15 protein-coding genes are annotated in these 14,927 nt (G+C 46.1%); 2 read left to right on the forward strand and 13 right to left on the reverse strand.

The genetic code is table 11. From position 1 onward, the window contains the following. Window positions 1-2: 2 nt before the first annotated feature. The 3 genes from ACED36_RS10565 to ACED36_RS10575 are packed head-to-tail and all read right to left on the reverse strand — an operon-like array spanning window position 3 to window position 2,874. Entirely contained in the window at window positions 3-677 is a 675-nt protein-coding gene (locus ACED36_RS10565; protein WP_371733224.1) for a lactate utilization protein C, read from the reverse strand. Next, entirely contained in the window at window positions 674-2,104 is a 1,431-nt protein-coding gene (locus ACED36_RS10570) for a LutB/LldF family L-lactate oxidation iron-sulfur protein (protein WP_371733225.1), read from the reverse strand. The genes ACED36_RS10565 and ACED36_RS10570 overlap by 4 nt, the downstream gene beginning before the upstream one ends. Beyond that, window positions 2,101-2,874: a (Fe-S)-binding protein gene (locus ACED36_RS10575; RefSeq protein ID WP_371733226.1), complete on the reverse strand. Its 774-nt coding sequence runs from the start codon at window positions 2,872-2,874 to the stop codon at window positions 2,101-2,103. Before ACED36_RS10575 ends, ACED36_RS10570 begins: the two co-directional genes overlap by 4 nt. Before the next feature lie 151 nt (window positions 2,875-3,025). Here ACED36_RS10575 and ACED36_RS10580 point away from each other — a divergent pair, with 151 nt between their 5' ends. Further along, complete coding sequence (locus ACED36_RS10580; protein WP_017002739.1) at window positions 3,026-3,931, forward strand: LysR family transcriptional regulator; 906 nt, start codon at window positions 3,026-3,028, stop codon at window positions 3,929-3,931. A gap of 97 nt (window positions 3,932-4,028) precedes the next feature. Here the strand turns inward: ACED36_RS10580 and ACED36_RS10585 are convergent, their stop codons facing one another. From ACED36_RS10585 to ACED36_RS10610, 6 genes are all read right to left on the reverse strand, one after another. Continuing rightward, the gene (locus ACED36_RS10585; RefSeq protein WP_017002740.1) at window positions 4,029-4,853 is read right to left on the reverse strand and encodes an HDOD domain-containing protein; all 825 of its coding nucleotides are present in this window, start codon (window positions 4,851-4,853) and stop codon (window positions 4,029-4,031) included. A gap of 171 nt (window positions 4,854-5,024) precedes the next feature. Continuing rightward, window positions 5,025-5,744, reverse strand: coding sequence for a DUF3581 family protein (locus ACED36_RS10590; RefSeq protein ID WP_016962110.1), 720 nt, complete (start codon window positions 5,742-5,744; stop codon window positions 5,025-5,027). A 146-nt stretch (window positions 5,745-5,890) separates the two neighbouring features. Next, window positions 5,891-6,340 carry an NUDIX domain-containing protein gene (locus tag ACED36_RS10595; RefSeq protein ID WP_016962111.1) on the reverse strand — a complete coding sequence of 150 codons (450 nt, stop codon included), beginning with the start codon at window positions 6,338-6,340 and terminating at the stop codon, window positions 5,891-5,893. Window positions 6,341-6,417: 77 nt separating this feature from the next. Continuing rightward, window positions 6,418-8,046 carry a diguanylate cyclase domain-containing protein gene (locus tag ACED36_RS10600; RefSeq protein ID WP_016962112.1) on the reverse strand — a complete coding sequence of 543 codons (1,629 nt, stop codon included), beginning with the start codon at window positions 8,044-8,046 and terminating at the stop codon, window positions 6,418-6,420. Continuing rightward, complete coding sequence (locus tag ACED36_RS10605) at window positions 8,030-8,464, reverse strand: hypothetical protein (RefSeq protein WP_241819077.1); 435 nt, start codon at window positions 8,462-8,464, stop codon at window positions 8,030-8,032. The genes ACED36_RS10600 and ACED36_RS10605 overlap by 17 nt, the downstream gene beginning before the upstream one ends. 1 nt (window position 8,465) lies before the next feature. After that, window positions 8,466-9,641: a hypothetical protein gene (locus ACED36_RS10610; RefSeq protein WP_241823334.1), complete on the reverse strand. Its 1,176-nt coding sequence runs from the start codon at window positions 9,639-9,641 to the stop codon at window positions 8,466-8,468. 255 nt (window positions 9,642-9,896) lie between these two features. On the opposite strand from ACED36_RS10610, the gene cobB reads away from it, so the two are divergent. Continuing rightward, window positions 9,897-10,613: a Sir2 family NAD+-dependent deacetylase gene (gene cobB / locus ACED36_RS10615; RefSeq protein WP_017002741.1), complete on the forward strand. Its 717-nt coding sequence runs from the start codon at window positions 9,897-9,899 to the stop codon at window positions 10,611-10,613. Between the two features lie 121 nt (window positions 10,614-10,734). Here cobB and ACED36_RS10620 read toward each other — a convergent pair whose 3' ends face one another. From ACED36_RS10620 to potA, 4 genes are all read right to left on the reverse strand, one after another. Beyond that, on the reverse strand, window positions 10,735-11,778 hold the full coding sequence (locus ACED36_RS10620; RefSeq protein ID WP_371733227.1) for an extracellular solute-binding protein: 1,044 nt from the start codon (window positions 11,776-11,778) through the stop codon (window positions 10,735-10,737). 130 nt (window positions 11,779-11,908) lie between these two features. After that, window positions 11,909-12,679, reverse strand: coding sequence for a spermidine/putrescine ABC transporter permease PotC (gene potC, locus ACED36_RS10625; protein WP_371733228.1), 771 nt, complete (start codon window positions 12,677-12,679; stop codon window positions 11,909-11,911). Then, the gene (gene potB / locus ACED36_RS10630; RefSeq protein WP_017002743.1) at window positions 12,676-13,530 is read right to left on the reverse strand and encodes a spermidine/putrescine ABC transporter permease PotB; all 855 of its coding nucleotides are present in this window, start codon (window positions 13,528-13,530) and stop codon (window positions 12,676-12,678) included. The genes potC and potB overlap by 4 nt, the downstream gene beginning before the upstream one ends. Continuing rightward, the gene (potA, locus tag ACED36_RS10635; protein WP_371733260.1) at window positions 13,517-14,614 is read right to left on the reverse strand and encodes a spermidine/putrescine ABC transporter ATP-binding protein PotA; all 1,098 of its coding nucleotides are present in this window, start codon (window positions 14,612-14,614) and stop codon (window positions 13,517-13,519) included. Before potA ends, potB begins: the two co-directional genes overlap by 14 nt. Window positions 14,615-14,927 lie beyond the last annotated feature (313 nt).

Consider the following 14,927-nt stretch of genomic DNA (forward strand, 5'->3'; position numbering starts at 1 on the left):
GGTTACTCCTTAACCATAAATACGATCAATCGCTTGGGGCCATGTGCGCCGTAAGCGAGCGTTTGTTGAATATCGGCAGTTTTTGATGGCCCAGAGATCAGCAATAGGTTCGTCGGTGGGCAGGTGTCCCATCCTGCTTGTGTCCAGAACGGCGAAGCCATCAAGTCACTGAAGTTAGAAACAATGTCACATTCCCGCAGTATGGCAATATGTGTGGGTGGAACGAGTGACAAAGCTCGCGGTTCTTTATCACCCGTGATGACGGCAAGAGTGCCGGTATCCGCAATAGCGGCTGGAATGACAGTTAGGCTCGCATCAATATGATTGAACAGGTCATTTTTGACCTGATCGATAGACTGGTCGTAGGTTTTGATATCACATTCGATATCGGCGGCCTGCAGAGCCGCCGTGAATGGATTATCTCTGCCCAGCAACACGTTTTTGAAGCTATTGTCACCGAGACAGGCGACCAATCGCGCCAATAAATTATTTTCCGAGACGCGGATAATTTCGGTGTGAGCCGTTGTCATGCATGTTGCCAAGCGATCAGCGCGAGCCTGAGCGTCGTCATCTTGCCACGCTTGCCATCCTGGAAGCGACGCGTTGACCGTTTGCTTTGGCGCTGCATTGAGTTTGGCAAATATTGCTGTGCGAGCTTGTTGGCTTTGGTTCGTCATGTTTTGCTCCCGTTACGCTTGGCAATTTTTGCTTTCAGTGACGTCGTGGCGAGCTTGGGCTTCACGCGACATTGCGTCCAGTTACCCAAGTGCTTAGGGATTGCGCCGTTCATCTTTCGGGCGATACTCAGCGCATTGTGATACAGCGAGGGATGGCTCGCTGCGAATGCAAAGCCCTTCATGGCTATCTTTTCAATATTGCTGTTGTCGGCGTCTTGACCATTTAGCGCTTCATGCCCGTCGTTCGCATTGTGCTTGGCTTCTTGACGCAACCTTTGCAGCAAGGATGGAATAGGGATTCGGACAGGGCAGACTTCTTCACATGCGCCACACATGCTGGATGCGGTAATAATAGATTTGGTACTTTCAAGGCCCATCATGTGAGGGGAGATGATTTTGCCGATCGGCCCCGGATAAACCGTACCGTATGCATGACCGCCAATGCGGGTATAAACAGGGCAATGGTTCATACACGCGCCGCAGCGAATGCATTGAAGCGTTTTGCGCAGTTCTTCGTCGTGGTAAGCCTGAGTGCGGCCGTTATCTAGTAAAATCAAATGCACTTCTTTTGGCCCGTCCAATTCGCCGTCTTTACGGGGGCCACTGATCATATTGAAATACGTCGTGATGTTTTGTCCCGTCGCAGAACGCGTGAGGGCGCTGTATAGCGGTGGTATATCCGATAAGAACTCAACCACTTTCTCAATGCCTGTAATGGCGATGTGGACGTCTGGGATGGTGGTGCACATGCGCCCGTTGCCTTCATTTTCCACCAAACACAGTGTGCCCGTTTCAGCCACAGGGAAATTGACCCCTGAAATACCAATTTCTGCATCTTGATAGGCTTGGCGCAGCATTTTGCGCCCGGTTTTGATTAGCTCATCGACATCCGTGGTTGGTTTGAAATCACGGATATTGTGTTCGAACGTGTCAGAAACTTGCTGCTTGTTCTTATGAATTGCCGGCATGATGATATGAGAAGGTGTGTCGCCATCAAGCTGAACAATGTATTCGCCCATGTCGCTTTCAAGGCAATGCACGCCCTGTTTTTCCATGTGGTGATTAAGGCCAATCTCCTCACTCACCATCGATTTACCTTTGACGATAAGCTTCGCTTGATGCTTCTTTGCCAGCGCACTAAACAGCGCATTGGCTTCATCAGAGTTCTGTGCCCAATGAACCTGTATGCCGTTTCGTTGGCATTGTATTTCAAGCTTTTCTAGCAGATCAGGTAGCTTGCTTAAACATCGCTGACGAATCGCTTCTGCACGGTCTCGAACCGCTTTTTCTTCATCTGCATCGGGAAAGGCTTCACGTCGCTTCCCACGAAGATAATCCATGGCGCCTCGGAAGTTCTGTCTTAGCTCTTTGTCAGCGAGTGCTTCTTTTGCTTGCTGATGAAAATGCTCTGGTGTGTTATGACTCATGACGCACCTCCGTCAGCGTGTGTGCGTTTCGCCAAAAAACGAGCTATGTGTTGCCCCTTGAATGATTTACCTTGGTATTCCAGCGCGCCGTTAATGTTAAGCATGCACCCCCAATCGGCACTCACGAGTTCAATCGCGCCACTGTTGATCAGGTTGTGGGTTTTGTCTGTGACCATGGCTTCACTGATGTTGGGATGACGCACCGAAAAAGTCCCGCCAAACCCGCAACACTCTTCCTCATATGCTGCTTTTTTAATGTCCACGTTACTGAGTTGACCGAGCAAGTGCGCAGAATAATGGTGTACGTTCATTTCTCGTCTTGCTGCGCAAGAAGTGTGAACAACCACGGCGGTAGGCTCGCCTTTGTCTTCGAGTTTTACGCGACACACATTAGTGAGAAATTCGGTGAACTCGAACACCCTTTGCGAAAAGGCCAACGCTTGCTGTTCAATGGGGTGACCGGCGAAGAGTTTAGGGTAGTGATGAACCATCATTCCGCCACATGAACCAGAAAGGATCACGATGGGGATAGGTTCTTGAAACAGGGACATTTGATGTTGCGCCACATCGCGTGATTCTTGGGTGTAGCCAGAGCTATAAGCAGGTTGTCCGCAACAGGTTTGTTTGTCGACAAATACAACCTCGATGCTTTGCTGCTCAAGGACGGAAATCGCGTCTATCCCTGTGTCTGGGTCAAACATATCAACCAGACAGGTTGCGTAGAGATAGACCTTGGCAGGTTTCGCTGGGTAAATCCGAGCAGGTTGCATAAATCGTCCTCGCAACAGTGTATCCATGTATAACGCTAGCTCATTGATTCTGTCAGGCTGCGCCTATTTATTAGACATTGAGAATATGCAATTGCCATAAGTGAATAAATAGCATTAAATGAATTAATTGTTTCCTTAATGGATATAATCAATGCGTTCAGATGATGTGATTTTGTTTGCGGAAGTGGCGGAGCTTGGGTCTTTCAAGCTTGCAGCAGACAAGCTTGGTTTAGCAAATTCCGTCGTGAGTAAGCGTATCCAGCGGCTTGAGATGGATTTGAAGGTTCAATTACTCCATCGAACCACGCGTAAGCTATCTCTCACTGAGGCGGGAATAGCCTTGCTTCCCACAGCAAAACAAATGGTTCAGCTGAACCAAGATGTGACTGACTCTGTGACTCAACTCTCTTCTGAGATTAAAGGGCATCTGCGTGTTTCTGTTCCTACCATATCGGGAGATTTATTGCTGGCCGAAGCTATTGCTGAGTTTGCCAGCCAACACAATGGCTTAAGGATCGATGTCAAACTCAGCAACCGTTTTGTTGATTTGATTGATGAAGGGTTCGACTTAGCCATTCGTACCGGCTACCTTGAAGATTCAAGCTTGATCGCACGTCATATTATCGATTCGCAATGGTTGGTGTGTGCCGCTCCTGTGTATATAACACGGCGGGGCAAGCCGAATTCCCCAGATGCGTTGATAAACCACAATTGTTTACATTACACCTACCAAACGACAGGTGAAGGGGATTGGGAGTTCTTCGTACCTGGAACAGAAAGTAAACGTATCGTTAAGGTCAGCGGAAACTTTTCGACTAATAATGCTGCAGCGCTGAGAAAAGCGGCATTGGCCGGCCACGGTATCGTGTACGTGCCAAAATGTTTGGTGTATCACGATCTGCAACAGGGCACATTGATTGACTTGTTACCCCATCAAGTTGCTAAGAAACTGGGGATCTATGCTATCTACCCCCATACGCGCCATCCGCCAGAGAAACTGCGTGCATTGATAGAACATATTCGATCGCGGTATCTTGCTATGGCGCACTATTTCTAGCTTGCGGCGAAAAGTTTGATATTTTGAGTTTTTTCAATAGAAATCAGACGAAAAAAAACCGCCAGCATTGGCGGCTATTTGATCTGATGTTGGCTTGTTAGGCGAGGGAGCTTGCTAGCTCTCTGCCGACCCCACGGGTGTTTTCGACCAACTCTATGAAATCTTCGTTTAAACCCAGCATGCTGTATTCTAGCTGATGGTTAAGCCACGTCTGTTGCGCTTCTCTATCCGCTAACCCTTCCCAGTTGCAATCAATCTTTCTTGATAGATTAATGATGGCGGCTAGTTGTGAAAATTCGTCGCCTTGCACTGCAGAGTATTGATGCGAAATTGCATCGATGAGCGTGTCGGCAAATTTCCAATTCTTTGCGAGCATGCCGCCTAACTCAGCACCGTCAGTACTTAGCACAATTTGCTGCGCTTCTGGTTTCGTTTTACCCATATCCATGTGCAGTTCGACTTTTTGCGCCTGGTCGGGATAGACCGTATAGATCAACAGATCACCGATGTTGTGCAGCATACCGGCTGTAAATGCTTCGTTTTGGTCTGATTTAAGTTCTTTTGCTATCGCTTTACAAAATGTAGCGACTTCAAACGTTGTTCCCCAGAAAGCATTGAGATCTAAGCCCTCTATTTTGGGAAATGTACTCATCAGTGCAGAAGCCGTCACGAGTGTGCGAATGGGTCCTAATCCAAGACGAATAACCGCGTCGTCCACAGAAGCTACCGTTCGCCCGCGACCAAAATGTGAAGAGTTAGACAACCGTAATACACGGGCACTTATCACTTGGTCCATAGCAATTTTGGTCGAGATTTGATTCATGTCTGAGCCGTCGCTATTAACGAGATCCATGAGTTCTTGGACGACCTTGGGAATCTTAGGGAGTTTGTCTACATGAGAAAGCAACTTGTCAATTGTCATATTCGGCTCCAGTGCGATGACCGTAACTTAAATATAGAACACGGTCTCAAATGTGGCGCGAATATTTATAAGTAAGACATTGACGGGTATAAAAAACCCCGAATAACTCGGGGTCAATATTACGTATTTATTGCCTGCTATAAGATACGCGTATTGACGCGATCTAATGAATTAAACTGGCAGCGCAGATAGGAATACAGATTTTCGGCTATTAAATTTGTCGACGAGTGCATCAACGGCAGAATGTTCAAATGGACGTAGGCCGCTGCAAACCAATTTTTTTCTGCCTTCACCAATGATCTGACCATTTTCTTTGAAGCAAAAGGCCAAACTTACCGTTCCGCGCTTTCCATTCACTTCCATCACTGAATCCGTCAGCTCAACGGTAGGCGCTGAGAAGTTTAGATGGTGGAAGTTTAGGTGCATGCTTTCATAGATAACCAAAGGGCGGTCGGGGTTGATCATCATCCCGCTCTTTTCCATCAAAGGCACCATGATGTGCGGGAAATTCATGCCAGAAAATTTCACATAATGTTCTGCCACGTTAGCAGCGAGTTTTTCATCAACCAAGTTGTCGCCTTCGCGCGTCATGGTCAGATAGCATTTGTCATTCGCATCTAGCACTTCGATTGTACCGAGTGCATCTTCTTTGAACGTCAGGGACATGTTGTCTGAGATCATGCCGCCAAACGAGATGTGCATTTTTTGGCTGATACCGGCTTTTGCCAGTAAGACAGAGAAAAGGAGATCACCTGGAACACAGAATCGTTTTGAGTCTTCGTCGTGAATAGGATTAAAATCGCCCGCGACCAATTTAGCAAAATGGCTCGCCTGCTGACGCGTAAATGCAAACTGATTATTGTTCTGACTAAAATAGTTGTTTAACTGCATGAGCTCTACTGTGGTTTTCCACTGTTTATCTTGTCCGGCATTGTAACTGAGTCACAGGCTTGCAATGGTCTAGCCAGTTCACTGTTCAGCAAATTATATAAATAAAATTCATGGTTGTTGCCTATGTGCTTGAGTATCTGTAGCACCTACATAATGTGGCCTTGGTATATGCGGTCAAACTGGCGGGTCTGGAAGGCTTCAACCATGGTTTTTGGAAAGAAAAGCAGACTGGGCAGTCTTTCTAATGGCATCCATATTGTGCCAATCTGATTTTTGTCTGGTTGCGATGGGGTTGCTACATCACGAAAATTTGTCGCCTCAACAAACAGTTCAATTTGGTGAAGGTGTTGAGGAAGGAATGTTGTATCTAGCTTATCTGCGATGACTTCTCTGACGAATAACACATCGCCCATGTCTGCTTCACCGCCAGTTTCTTCAAGCAATTCTCTCTTAAAGGCGATGTCGAGTGTTTCGTTATGTTGAATGCCTCCGCCTGGTAAAATATACCAAAGGCCACGCTCGTCTCTATGTTCGGCGAGCAATAGGGTGTCATCGCGATAGCATACCGCTCTGACTGATACGCGCAATGGATGCATTGTTTCTCCTACGAGCAAGGGACATATTGGATTTAGACGATAGCGTAACGCTTCTTTTCCGATGATCCAAGGTAGGATTATTTGTTGGCTGGGGCGGCTACTTTCTCTCGTTGATAAAAATGAAAAAAGTTTTTGCCGTTATTTTTGACGTAATACATGGCTTCATCAGCTTGTTCAATCAAAGGCCCAACAGCAGTGTCATTGTCTGGGAAAAGGCTAATCCCAATGCTTGAACCAACGGCAGTAGTCTGTTCATGACCTATTTGGATAGGCTGAGATATCTGGAACTGTAAGTCTGTGGCAATGTCAGAGACAGCGGTATCGTAGTTAGGGTTGTAGGAAAAACCGATCAGAAACTCGTCTCCACCCCAACGGGCGACGACATCTGAACCACGGAAAAATTGTTTAATTCGATGTGCTACCTCGATGATCACTTTGTCACCCGCATCATGACCGTAAGTGTCGTTGACATGTTTGAAGCCATCTAAATCAATCATTAAAACGGCAAAGCTACGTTCTTTTTTCTCCGCCTCCATGGTTGAGTTTTCAAGCTTGGTCATGCCTGCTCTGCGATTGAGTAATTGTGTAATTGGGTCGTGTTCTGCTTCGTAAATAATATTCTGTTCACGCTCAGCGCGCTCGGTAATGTCATACAGCACCACCTCTAATAAACTGTCATCAGGGTTGTTGATGTCTTCAACTTTGGAGAATAGGCAATGTACCCAACGATCTGTCGCTCTAACTTTGTGCTTCAGTTGGATATCTACGGCGCTGAATTGGTTACCTGGTTTGGCCCAGAATTCTTCAATAAACTCTTTTATCACTTGTGGGTCGTTAAAATAGGCCGTGAAGTCAGTTTTGGAGAAGCGTTCGGTATCAACAATGAAGGTTTGCCCTAGGAGTCTCAGCAGCGCGGGGTTTGCGACAATGAGATGATCGGTGGCATCTATCAATCCGATACCAGCACTCGCGCGCTCAAAAATAAAGCGGAATTTCTTTGAAAGGTTCTCGGTTTGCGATCTAAGATCGCGCTCGTTATCGATCTGATTATTTACCGCATCGAGCATATGGTTGATATCACCAACTAATGCCCCGATTTCATTGTGCTTGTGACCAAAAGGGATCTCAATGCGTGTGGAATCACCTGGCGTGATCAAGTGGAATCGATTTGCCACGTTTTTCAATGGTTCTGTGAGGATACGGTTAACGATGACCAGCGTTAAAAAAGCAATGATGATTGAGTAGAGCACAAGCACGATGACTTGGATTTTCGCGAGTGCAATCGCATTGTCTTCGATGTACTGCTGGTTTGGGTAAATCAGCAGGTCGCCGACAATTTCGTTTTCATTGAATGGCGATTTGATTGGAAATATCACGGCGATGTCGGTTTGCTTTAAATCGCCACTACCTTCAAATGATGCCGATAGGCCTTCCTGACTCGTTAGTCGCGCTGCTGAAATAATGTCATTGGCTTCTAACCCACGCAGCACTTCCTCTGCGAGCTCTTTGTTTCCTAGGTACATGGCGATTGAGGCTGTTTGCTCTACCGTCGTGATAACTTGTCGAATTTGATTTCGAGAACGATCGACTTCATCGTGATAAGAAATATAGAACCAGACAATGGATGCAATGACGGAGAAAATGAGTGCACCACTTGCTACCCCTGAGGCAACACGAATATGAACTCTTTTATTGAGAATCTTCAAACCGGTATACCACTTTCAGGCCTTGCGAGAGTTCTGCTTCATTGATGTACGCTATGGCGTTTTTATTATTTTTAACGTAATCAGCGGCATTTTCTGTCGACGAGATTGTATAAGGGGGTTCGGATTTACCAGCAAAGAGCAATCGCGCCCAGTAAGCATTGATTTGGGCAGCAGACTTTCCAACTAATTGTCGATAAAACGCCTCTCTCTCAGGACTACTGTCTGGCAAGTCAGTGGTCAACACCATCATGCCATCTGGATAATGGCTACTGCGACCCATGTAAAGGTCGATAAGCTGGCGACTAGACAGGTTAGCGAGAGGATTCTCTTGATTCACAACGACGACCAGTTCTGCACGGCTAGTAGGTACCCATGCTAAGGAAATGATTGTGAGCATTGCTAATACAAGTATCTTCATATCAGAACACAAACGTTAGGCTGATCGAGTATGTATCAATATAGTCTGGCACAGTGGCATTCAATCCTTCCACCGTGGTCAACCACGCCCCAAAATCTTGGTTGTTCAGCCATGTTCTTTCTATTTGTCCTTTTAGTGCAACCTGAGAGCTGAGATCAATTCGTGCGCCAAAGCCCAATGTTTCTTGGTTGATAACACGAGCATCGAGAAGAGATTTGGTATAGCCATAAGCCGCCGCAATGTCTGGTATTGCAAGCCCCTGTGAATTTGGTGGCGTTAAATCATACATATCTCCAACCGATTTTGTTTTAGATACAAAACCAAATGCGGTGACATTGGAGAAGGTTTTACCGACACTTAGATAACCGGCAGTAAGATCGGGGAAAAAAGGCCATTCTGCATCGGTATAACTCAATTCTGATTGTATGGTCCAGTCACCCGTTTCGTAGAGTGCGCCTAGTGAGTAGTAGTAAAAGCGCGAATCAACAAAATTAAAGTCGGACGCAATAGTGCCAACTTCTGGCCAGAAAAACATGAGTGCAGGGTCTTGTTCGAGTCCAGCTGTCACGCTAGTAGATGGATCGCCTTGTTTGACAACAGTTGTTGTAGCTGTTGCTGAAAAAAGCCAATCTTTAACGGAGTAGGAGAGCTTTGTTCCGATTACTGGAGACAGTGACACCTCATAAGGTTCGATCACTGTTTCAATGGTAATGTCTGATTGCCCAGCAAATAACCGAGCTTCAAACAGTCCATGCTCCCAAGGAACACTATAGGCAACATCAACGCCATCAATTGAGGAGATGGGAATGTTCGCATAGAAATCAGTGATTGGTTTCGTCCATAGGTAGGCAAATCCGACATCACGATACTCGGACAACATGTAAAGCGGCGTCGCGATTCGACCAATGCGAAACGTAAGATTTGGCGTTGCGTTGTATCGTAAGAATGCCCAAGTGATGCTTTTATCTAAATCATTTTCAATGCGATCTTGGAAAACACCTTGGACGACGAAGTCAACGTCGTCTGCAATGTTCGCATTGAGTTGAAGCCCGAAGGCTGAACCCGTATCAAACTCCCAGCCACCGTATTGTGCTTCTTTCGTCAGATCGTATTTATAACCAAAGTCATCAGTACCTGATTTAATGTAGGTTGCGTTGCCAAAACCGCTTATTTTCACGCTCTCGCTCGCCGAAACGGCAGGAACCGTCAGCAGGGAAAGCATGGAGATAAATAGGGGTTGTGTAAAACGCCGCAATGGTTAATCTCAATCTCGTATTTAAGGCATAGATTAAATATAAGACAGAATTTTGATTTCATGTGTAAATTCAGTAAATCATGTCAAATTCGACCATGGTCTAGCATGCTGAACCTGTTTTGCTCAATTCAACAATGTTATAAAGGTTAAAGATCAAATCGAGAAAGGATGCTCAATATGCAATTCCCGTATAAAAACATAGTAATACTGACAGGTGCAGGAATTTCCGCGGAGTCGGGTATTCGAACTTTCCGTGCGCAAGATGGATTATGGGAAGAGCACCATATCGAGGATGTAGCAACGCCTGAGGGCTTTACGAGAAACCCCGCACTGGTTCAAACCTTTTACAACCAGCGCAGAAAACAGCTTCAATCAGGTGTTGCACCTAACTTGGCGCATGAAGCGCTAGCGCGATTGGAACGCGAACTTGAAGGCAATGTCACTATCGTGACGCAAAACATCGATAACTTACATGAACGTGCAGGTAGTGAAAATGTGATCCACATGCACGGAGAATTGCTTAAGGCACGTTGTAGCTATTCAAAACAAGTGGTCGATTGGACAGGGGATATCATGGTTGATGATGCTTGTCATTGTTGTCAGATGCCATCTCCGATGCGCCCTCATGTTGTTTGGTTTGGTGAAATGCCTATCGCCATGGATAAAATCCATGATGCGTTACTCAGCGCGGATCTGTTTCTTTCTATTGGTACGTCAGGGTCGGTTTACCCGGCAGCGGGATTTGTTCATGAAGCAGCGATCGGTGGAGCGAAAACCATAGAAGTCAATCTTGAGCCGAGTGCTGTTGAAAGCGAGTTTGATGAAAAACGTTATGGCAAAGCGAGTATTCTGGTTCCGAAATTGGTTGAAGAACTACTCGCGCTTCAATCCTAGCGTCCAGATTGGACACATTGGTGCCAATCACTATTATTCGTTTGATTATTTGCTAAAAAAAGCGGCTGAGAAGCCGCTTTATGTTTTTGTATTATCTGCAGTCATGGGACCACATGCCAGATTATTGGCCTGCTTTTAGCCGCTGGAAATACTCTTCATACAGCACGTTTGCCGTGCCAACTGAACTTTGCCATTCGCCTTTATCCATCACTTCTTGTGGTGGATAAATACTTGGGTCGTCTTTAAATGCTTTTGGAAGAAGCGGGTAGGCCGCTTTTACTGGCGTTGGATAGCCAATTTCAATAGCAAGACGCGCCGCAATTTCGGGGCGAAGAAGGAAGTTGATCATTTTGTGCGCAGAATCCGCATTCTTTGCTGTTGCTGGAATGGCAAGGTTGTCCATCCAGAAAATCGCGCCTTCTTCTGGCCATACGATATCAACAGGTGCGCCTTCGCTACGAGCGATATAAGCAGAACCGTTCCAAAGCATACCCAGTGCTACTTCACCCGCCATGTAAGGGTTAGCAGGGAAGTCTGAGTTGAATACCAGCACGTTTGGCATGATTTTCTTCAGCTCTTCGTAAGCCTGCTTGATTTCTTCGGGGTTGGTCGTGTTTGCTGAATATCCAAGCTTGGTGAGAGCAATGTGGAAGAACTCTCGGGCGTCATCCATCATCAACAACTGACCTTCGTAGTTAGGACTCCAAAGGTCCGCCCACGAATTTACGCTGTCTTTTTCGACATAGTCGGTGTTGACACCAATACCTGTCGCACCCCAGATGTAAGGGACAGAGTACGCGTTATTTGGATCAAAAGGCTTATTGAGGTTGTTTGGATCCAAACCGTCGAAATGGCTTAGCTTGCTCTTATCGATAGGTTGTAACATGCCTTCATCACGCATTTTCTTCACGTAATACGTGGAAGGAACGACTAAATCGTAACCGTCAGGGTGCGTTTTGAGTTTGGCATACATGCTTTCATTTGACTCATAAGTTGAGTAAATGACTTTGATACCGGTTTCTTCGGTAAACTCTTCAATAACTTCAGTCGGAATATACTCAGACCAGTTATAGAAGTAGAGTTCATTTTCTGCCGAAATAGCAGTGTTTGAGAAAAGAGAGAAGGCTAGAGAGCTTCCCAGCACAAACTTAGACCAGGGTTTCATCAACAACTCCTGTGTTTTTCGTAGGTATTGGTTAGTTAGAATAACGGGTGTACGTCGTCACCCGTGACTGAAAAGTGCGAAAATCGACAGGGCAAGCGTAAGAGGAAGTCCGACACTTGCCCTTTGACGACTATCTCACCTTGTCGCGTGCCAGTAGCTGAGAGCAAATAACCAGCACGAGAGATACGATAAGCATGAGTGTAGCGAGTGCGTTCACTTCAGGCGATACGCCTACCTTGACCATCGAATAAATCTTCAACGGCAAGATTTCGTAACTTGGCCCAGTGACAAACGAGCTGACAATCACATCATCCAATGAAAGGGTAAAGCTTAATAACCAACCTGCTGCAACCGCTGGGGCTGCAAGGGGCAGAATGATCTTGGTCAGGATAACCCACTCACTTGCTGCTAAATCTTTCGCTGCTTCAAGCATTCGTAAGTCAAAGCCATTTAAGCGGCTGTATACGGTCACCACAACAAATGGTAAGCAGAAGGTGATGTGCGACAGCAATAGGGTAAGAAAGCCCAATTGCGCACCGATCAACACAAATAGCGCCAGTAGCGAAATCGCCATCACAATATCAGGCGACATCATGACCACAAACAACATGCCATTGACGAACTTTTTGCCACGAAAACGATAGCGATACAGCGCAACTGCGGTCAGGCTACCAATAATGGCCGCTGCCGTTGCTGAAAATATTGCAATAGTCAGTGAATTACCTGCAGCCTGTACCAAGCTGTCGTTGCTTAGCAGTTGGGTATACCACTTGGTCGTAAAACCTTTCCATTCGATACCGAACTTACTTTCGTTAAAAGAGTTAACGATAAGAATGACGATAGGAATGTACAAGAACGCGTAGACCAGCGACATAAAGCTGGTTTTGAAGAAACGATTCATTCCAGCTCCACCTTCTTGTTCATTAGCTTGCTGACACGCCAGTAGGCCAACAGCATCAGTCCCATCAATACTGTCAGAGAAATACTCGCGGCTGAACCAAACGGCCAATCACGAACATTGAGGATCTGACTCTTGATGACATTACCAATCAAGAGGTTCTTCGCGCCGCCAAGTAGGTCTGACACATAGAACATGCCAAGAGCAGGAAGCAGAACCAATAGACAGCCAGCAATAATACCTGGCATTGTCAGTGGCAAAATAACTTTAACGAACGCTTGAAACTTGCTGGCACCTAGGTCTTTCGCTGCTTCAAGGTAGCTGTTATCTAACTTCTCAATGCTTGAATACAAGGGCAGGATCATGAAAGGTAGCAGGATATATACCAAACCAATCATGACCGCATATTCGGTGTACATGATGCGAAGCGGTTTCTCAATTATGCCTAGTGTGAGTAAGCCGTCATTGAGTAAGCCACGTGTGCCCAAAAAGATTTTTAAACCGTAAGTGCGGATTAGGGAGTTCGTCCAAAACGGAACGATCACCATAAACAACATGAACGGGCGCATATGTTTAGGCATGCGCGCGATAATGTAAGCGAACGGATACCCAATCAATAGGCATAGCGAGGTAGCAATGGCTGCCATGTAAAAGGAATGCCAAACCACTTTCGCATAGAGCGGATCCATCAACTTGGCATAGTTGCTCAAGGTGAAAGTCATCTCTATGAGGTTTGCGTCATCGCGAGTCAGGAAACTGGTGACGATAATCATCAGGTTCGGAATTAATACGAACAGCAGCAACCAACCTACAATGACGCCAATAATGGCGTTTTGGAGATTAAGCTTCTTCATCAGGCAGTACCACTTCCCAGCTTTCAACCCAGGTAATCGCCACTTTCTGATCTAATGAGTGGTCAACATCAGGATCGTCTTCGTTGAAGAACTCACTTACCATGACAGACATGCCAGATTCAAGTTCAAGCACTGAATCCAACGTCATGCCTTTGTAGTTACGTTCACGAACATAACCAACAATGCCATTGCTGGACTCTGTTGCGCTGATTTCTTCAATGCGAAGATCTTCGGGGCGAAGCAGAACCTTAACGTTGTCACCAGCACCGACATCAAGTTTGCAGTAGACCTGACATTCTTGACCTTCTACGATTGCCGTAATGCGTTGCTCATCAATGCGTGCAATAACGTGTGCGTCAAATACATTGATCTCGCCAATGAAGCGTGCGACAAACAAGTTCGCAGGTTCTTCGTAGATTTCACGAGGCGTACCATCCTGAACTACGTCACCTGATTGCATGACGATAATGCGGTCAGACATCGACAATGCTTCTTCTTGATCGTGCGTCACGAAAATGAAGGTGATTCCCAATTTACGCTGGAGCTGTTTAAGCTCGTTCTGCATTTGCTTACGCAGTTTGTAATCCAGCGCCGAGAGGGACTCGTCAAGCAAAAGCACTTTAGGCTTATTCACAACAGCACGAGCAATCGCTACGCGTTGTTGTTGCCCGCCTGACAGCTGATGAGGGTTGCGAGGAGCGAATTTCTCAAGTTGAACCATGCGCAGCGCTTCCATGACACGCGGTTCGATTTCACTTTCGGCAACTTTCTGCATGCGCAGACCGAAAGCGACATTTTCGAACACAGTCATGTGAGGGAATAGCGCATAGCTTTGGAATACGGTATTGACGTGACGTTGCTCTGCGGGGATTGCAGTCACATCTTGGTCGTCAATGATAATTTGGCCATCGTCTGCATCTTCAAGACCAGCAATCAAACGAAGTACTGTGGTCTTGCCACAACCGGACGGACCCAGGATTGTCAAAAACTCGCCGTTGTTTATCTCAAGATCAAAATTTGAAATGATCTCTTTACCATCGAAACTCTTACAGAGTCCCTTCAGTTGTACAACGGGTTTTTTCATTGGTTGTGTCGCGTTCAATTCTACTCTCTCTCCTTACACCACGGGCGATTAGCTAGAAAAAATTCCCCTAAAAAGTAGACGGCGCATGATAGACGTGCAAACCATGAAGTTAAAGCGTTTTTTTGTATTTTAGAGGCAAAATCCTGCCCAATAATTGCGTGACAACCGAGATGTGCGGAAACATCAACCAAATTGCGGCATGTGATGCCCATCGCGAAATTTCGTGAAACAGGCGTTCAGTAGTATAGCGCTTTAATTCGTTGCCTAAAAATACATCACTTTGAGACGAGTTGAAAAAATATCACCTATAACT

The organism is Enterovibrio sp. FF113, from assembly GCF_041439165.1.
GTDB classification, from domain to species: Bacteria; Pseudomonadota; Gammaproteobacteria; order Enterobacterales; family Vibrionaceae; genus Enterovibrio; species Enterovibrio norvegicus_A.

Coding starts and splice junctions, on each gene's coding strand:
- ACED36_RS10565 (WP_371733224.1), bottom strand. CDS start 677: ATGACGAACCAAAGCCAACAAGCTCGCACAGCAATATTTGCCAAACTC.
- ACED36_RS10570 (WP_371733225.1), bottom strand. CDS start 2,104: ATGAGTCATAACACACCAGAGCATTTTCATCAGCAAGCAAAAGAAGCA.
- ACED36_RS10575 (WP_371733226.1), bottom strand. CDS start 2,874: ATGCAACCTGCTCGGATTTACCCAGCGAAACCTGCCAAGGTCTATCTC.
- ACED36_RS10580 (WP_017002739.1), top strand. CDS start 3,026: ATGCGTTCAGATGATGTGATTTTGTTTGCGGAAGTGGCGGAGCTTGGG.
- ACED36_RS10585 (WP_017002740.1), bottom strand. CDS start 4,853: ATGACAATTGACAAGTTGCTTTCTCATGTAGACAAACTCCCTAAGATT.
- ACED36_RS10590 (WP_016962110.1), bottom strand. CDS start 5,744: ATGCAGTTAAACAACTATTTTAGTCAGAACAATAATCAGTTTGCATTT.
- ACED36_RS10595 (WP_016962111.1), bottom strand. CDS start 6,340: ATGCATCCATTGCGCGTATCAGTCAGAGCGGTATGCTATCGCGATGAC.
- ACED36_RS10605 (WP_241819077.1), bottom strand. CDS start 8,464: ATGAAGATACTTGTATTAGCAATGCTCACAATCATTTCCTTAGCATGG.
- cobB (WP_017002741.1), top strand. CDS start 9,897: ATGCAATTCCCGTATAAAAACATAGTAATACTGACAGGTGCAGGAATT.
- ACED36_RS10620 (WP_371733227.1), bottom strand. CDS start 11,778: ATGAAACCCTGGTCTAAGTTTGTGCTGGGAAGCTCTCTAGCCTTCTCT.
- potC (WP_371733228.1), bottom strand. CDS start 12,679: ATGAATCGTTTCTTCAAAACCAGCTTTATGTCGCTGGTCTACGCGTTC.
- potB (WP_017002743.1), bottom strand. CDS start 13,530: ATGAAGAAGCTTAATCTCCAAAACGCCATTATTGGCGTCATTGTAGGT.
- potA (WP_371733260.1), bottom strand. CDS start 14,614: ATGAAAAAACCCGTTGTACAACTGAAGGGACTCTGTAAGAGTTTCGAT.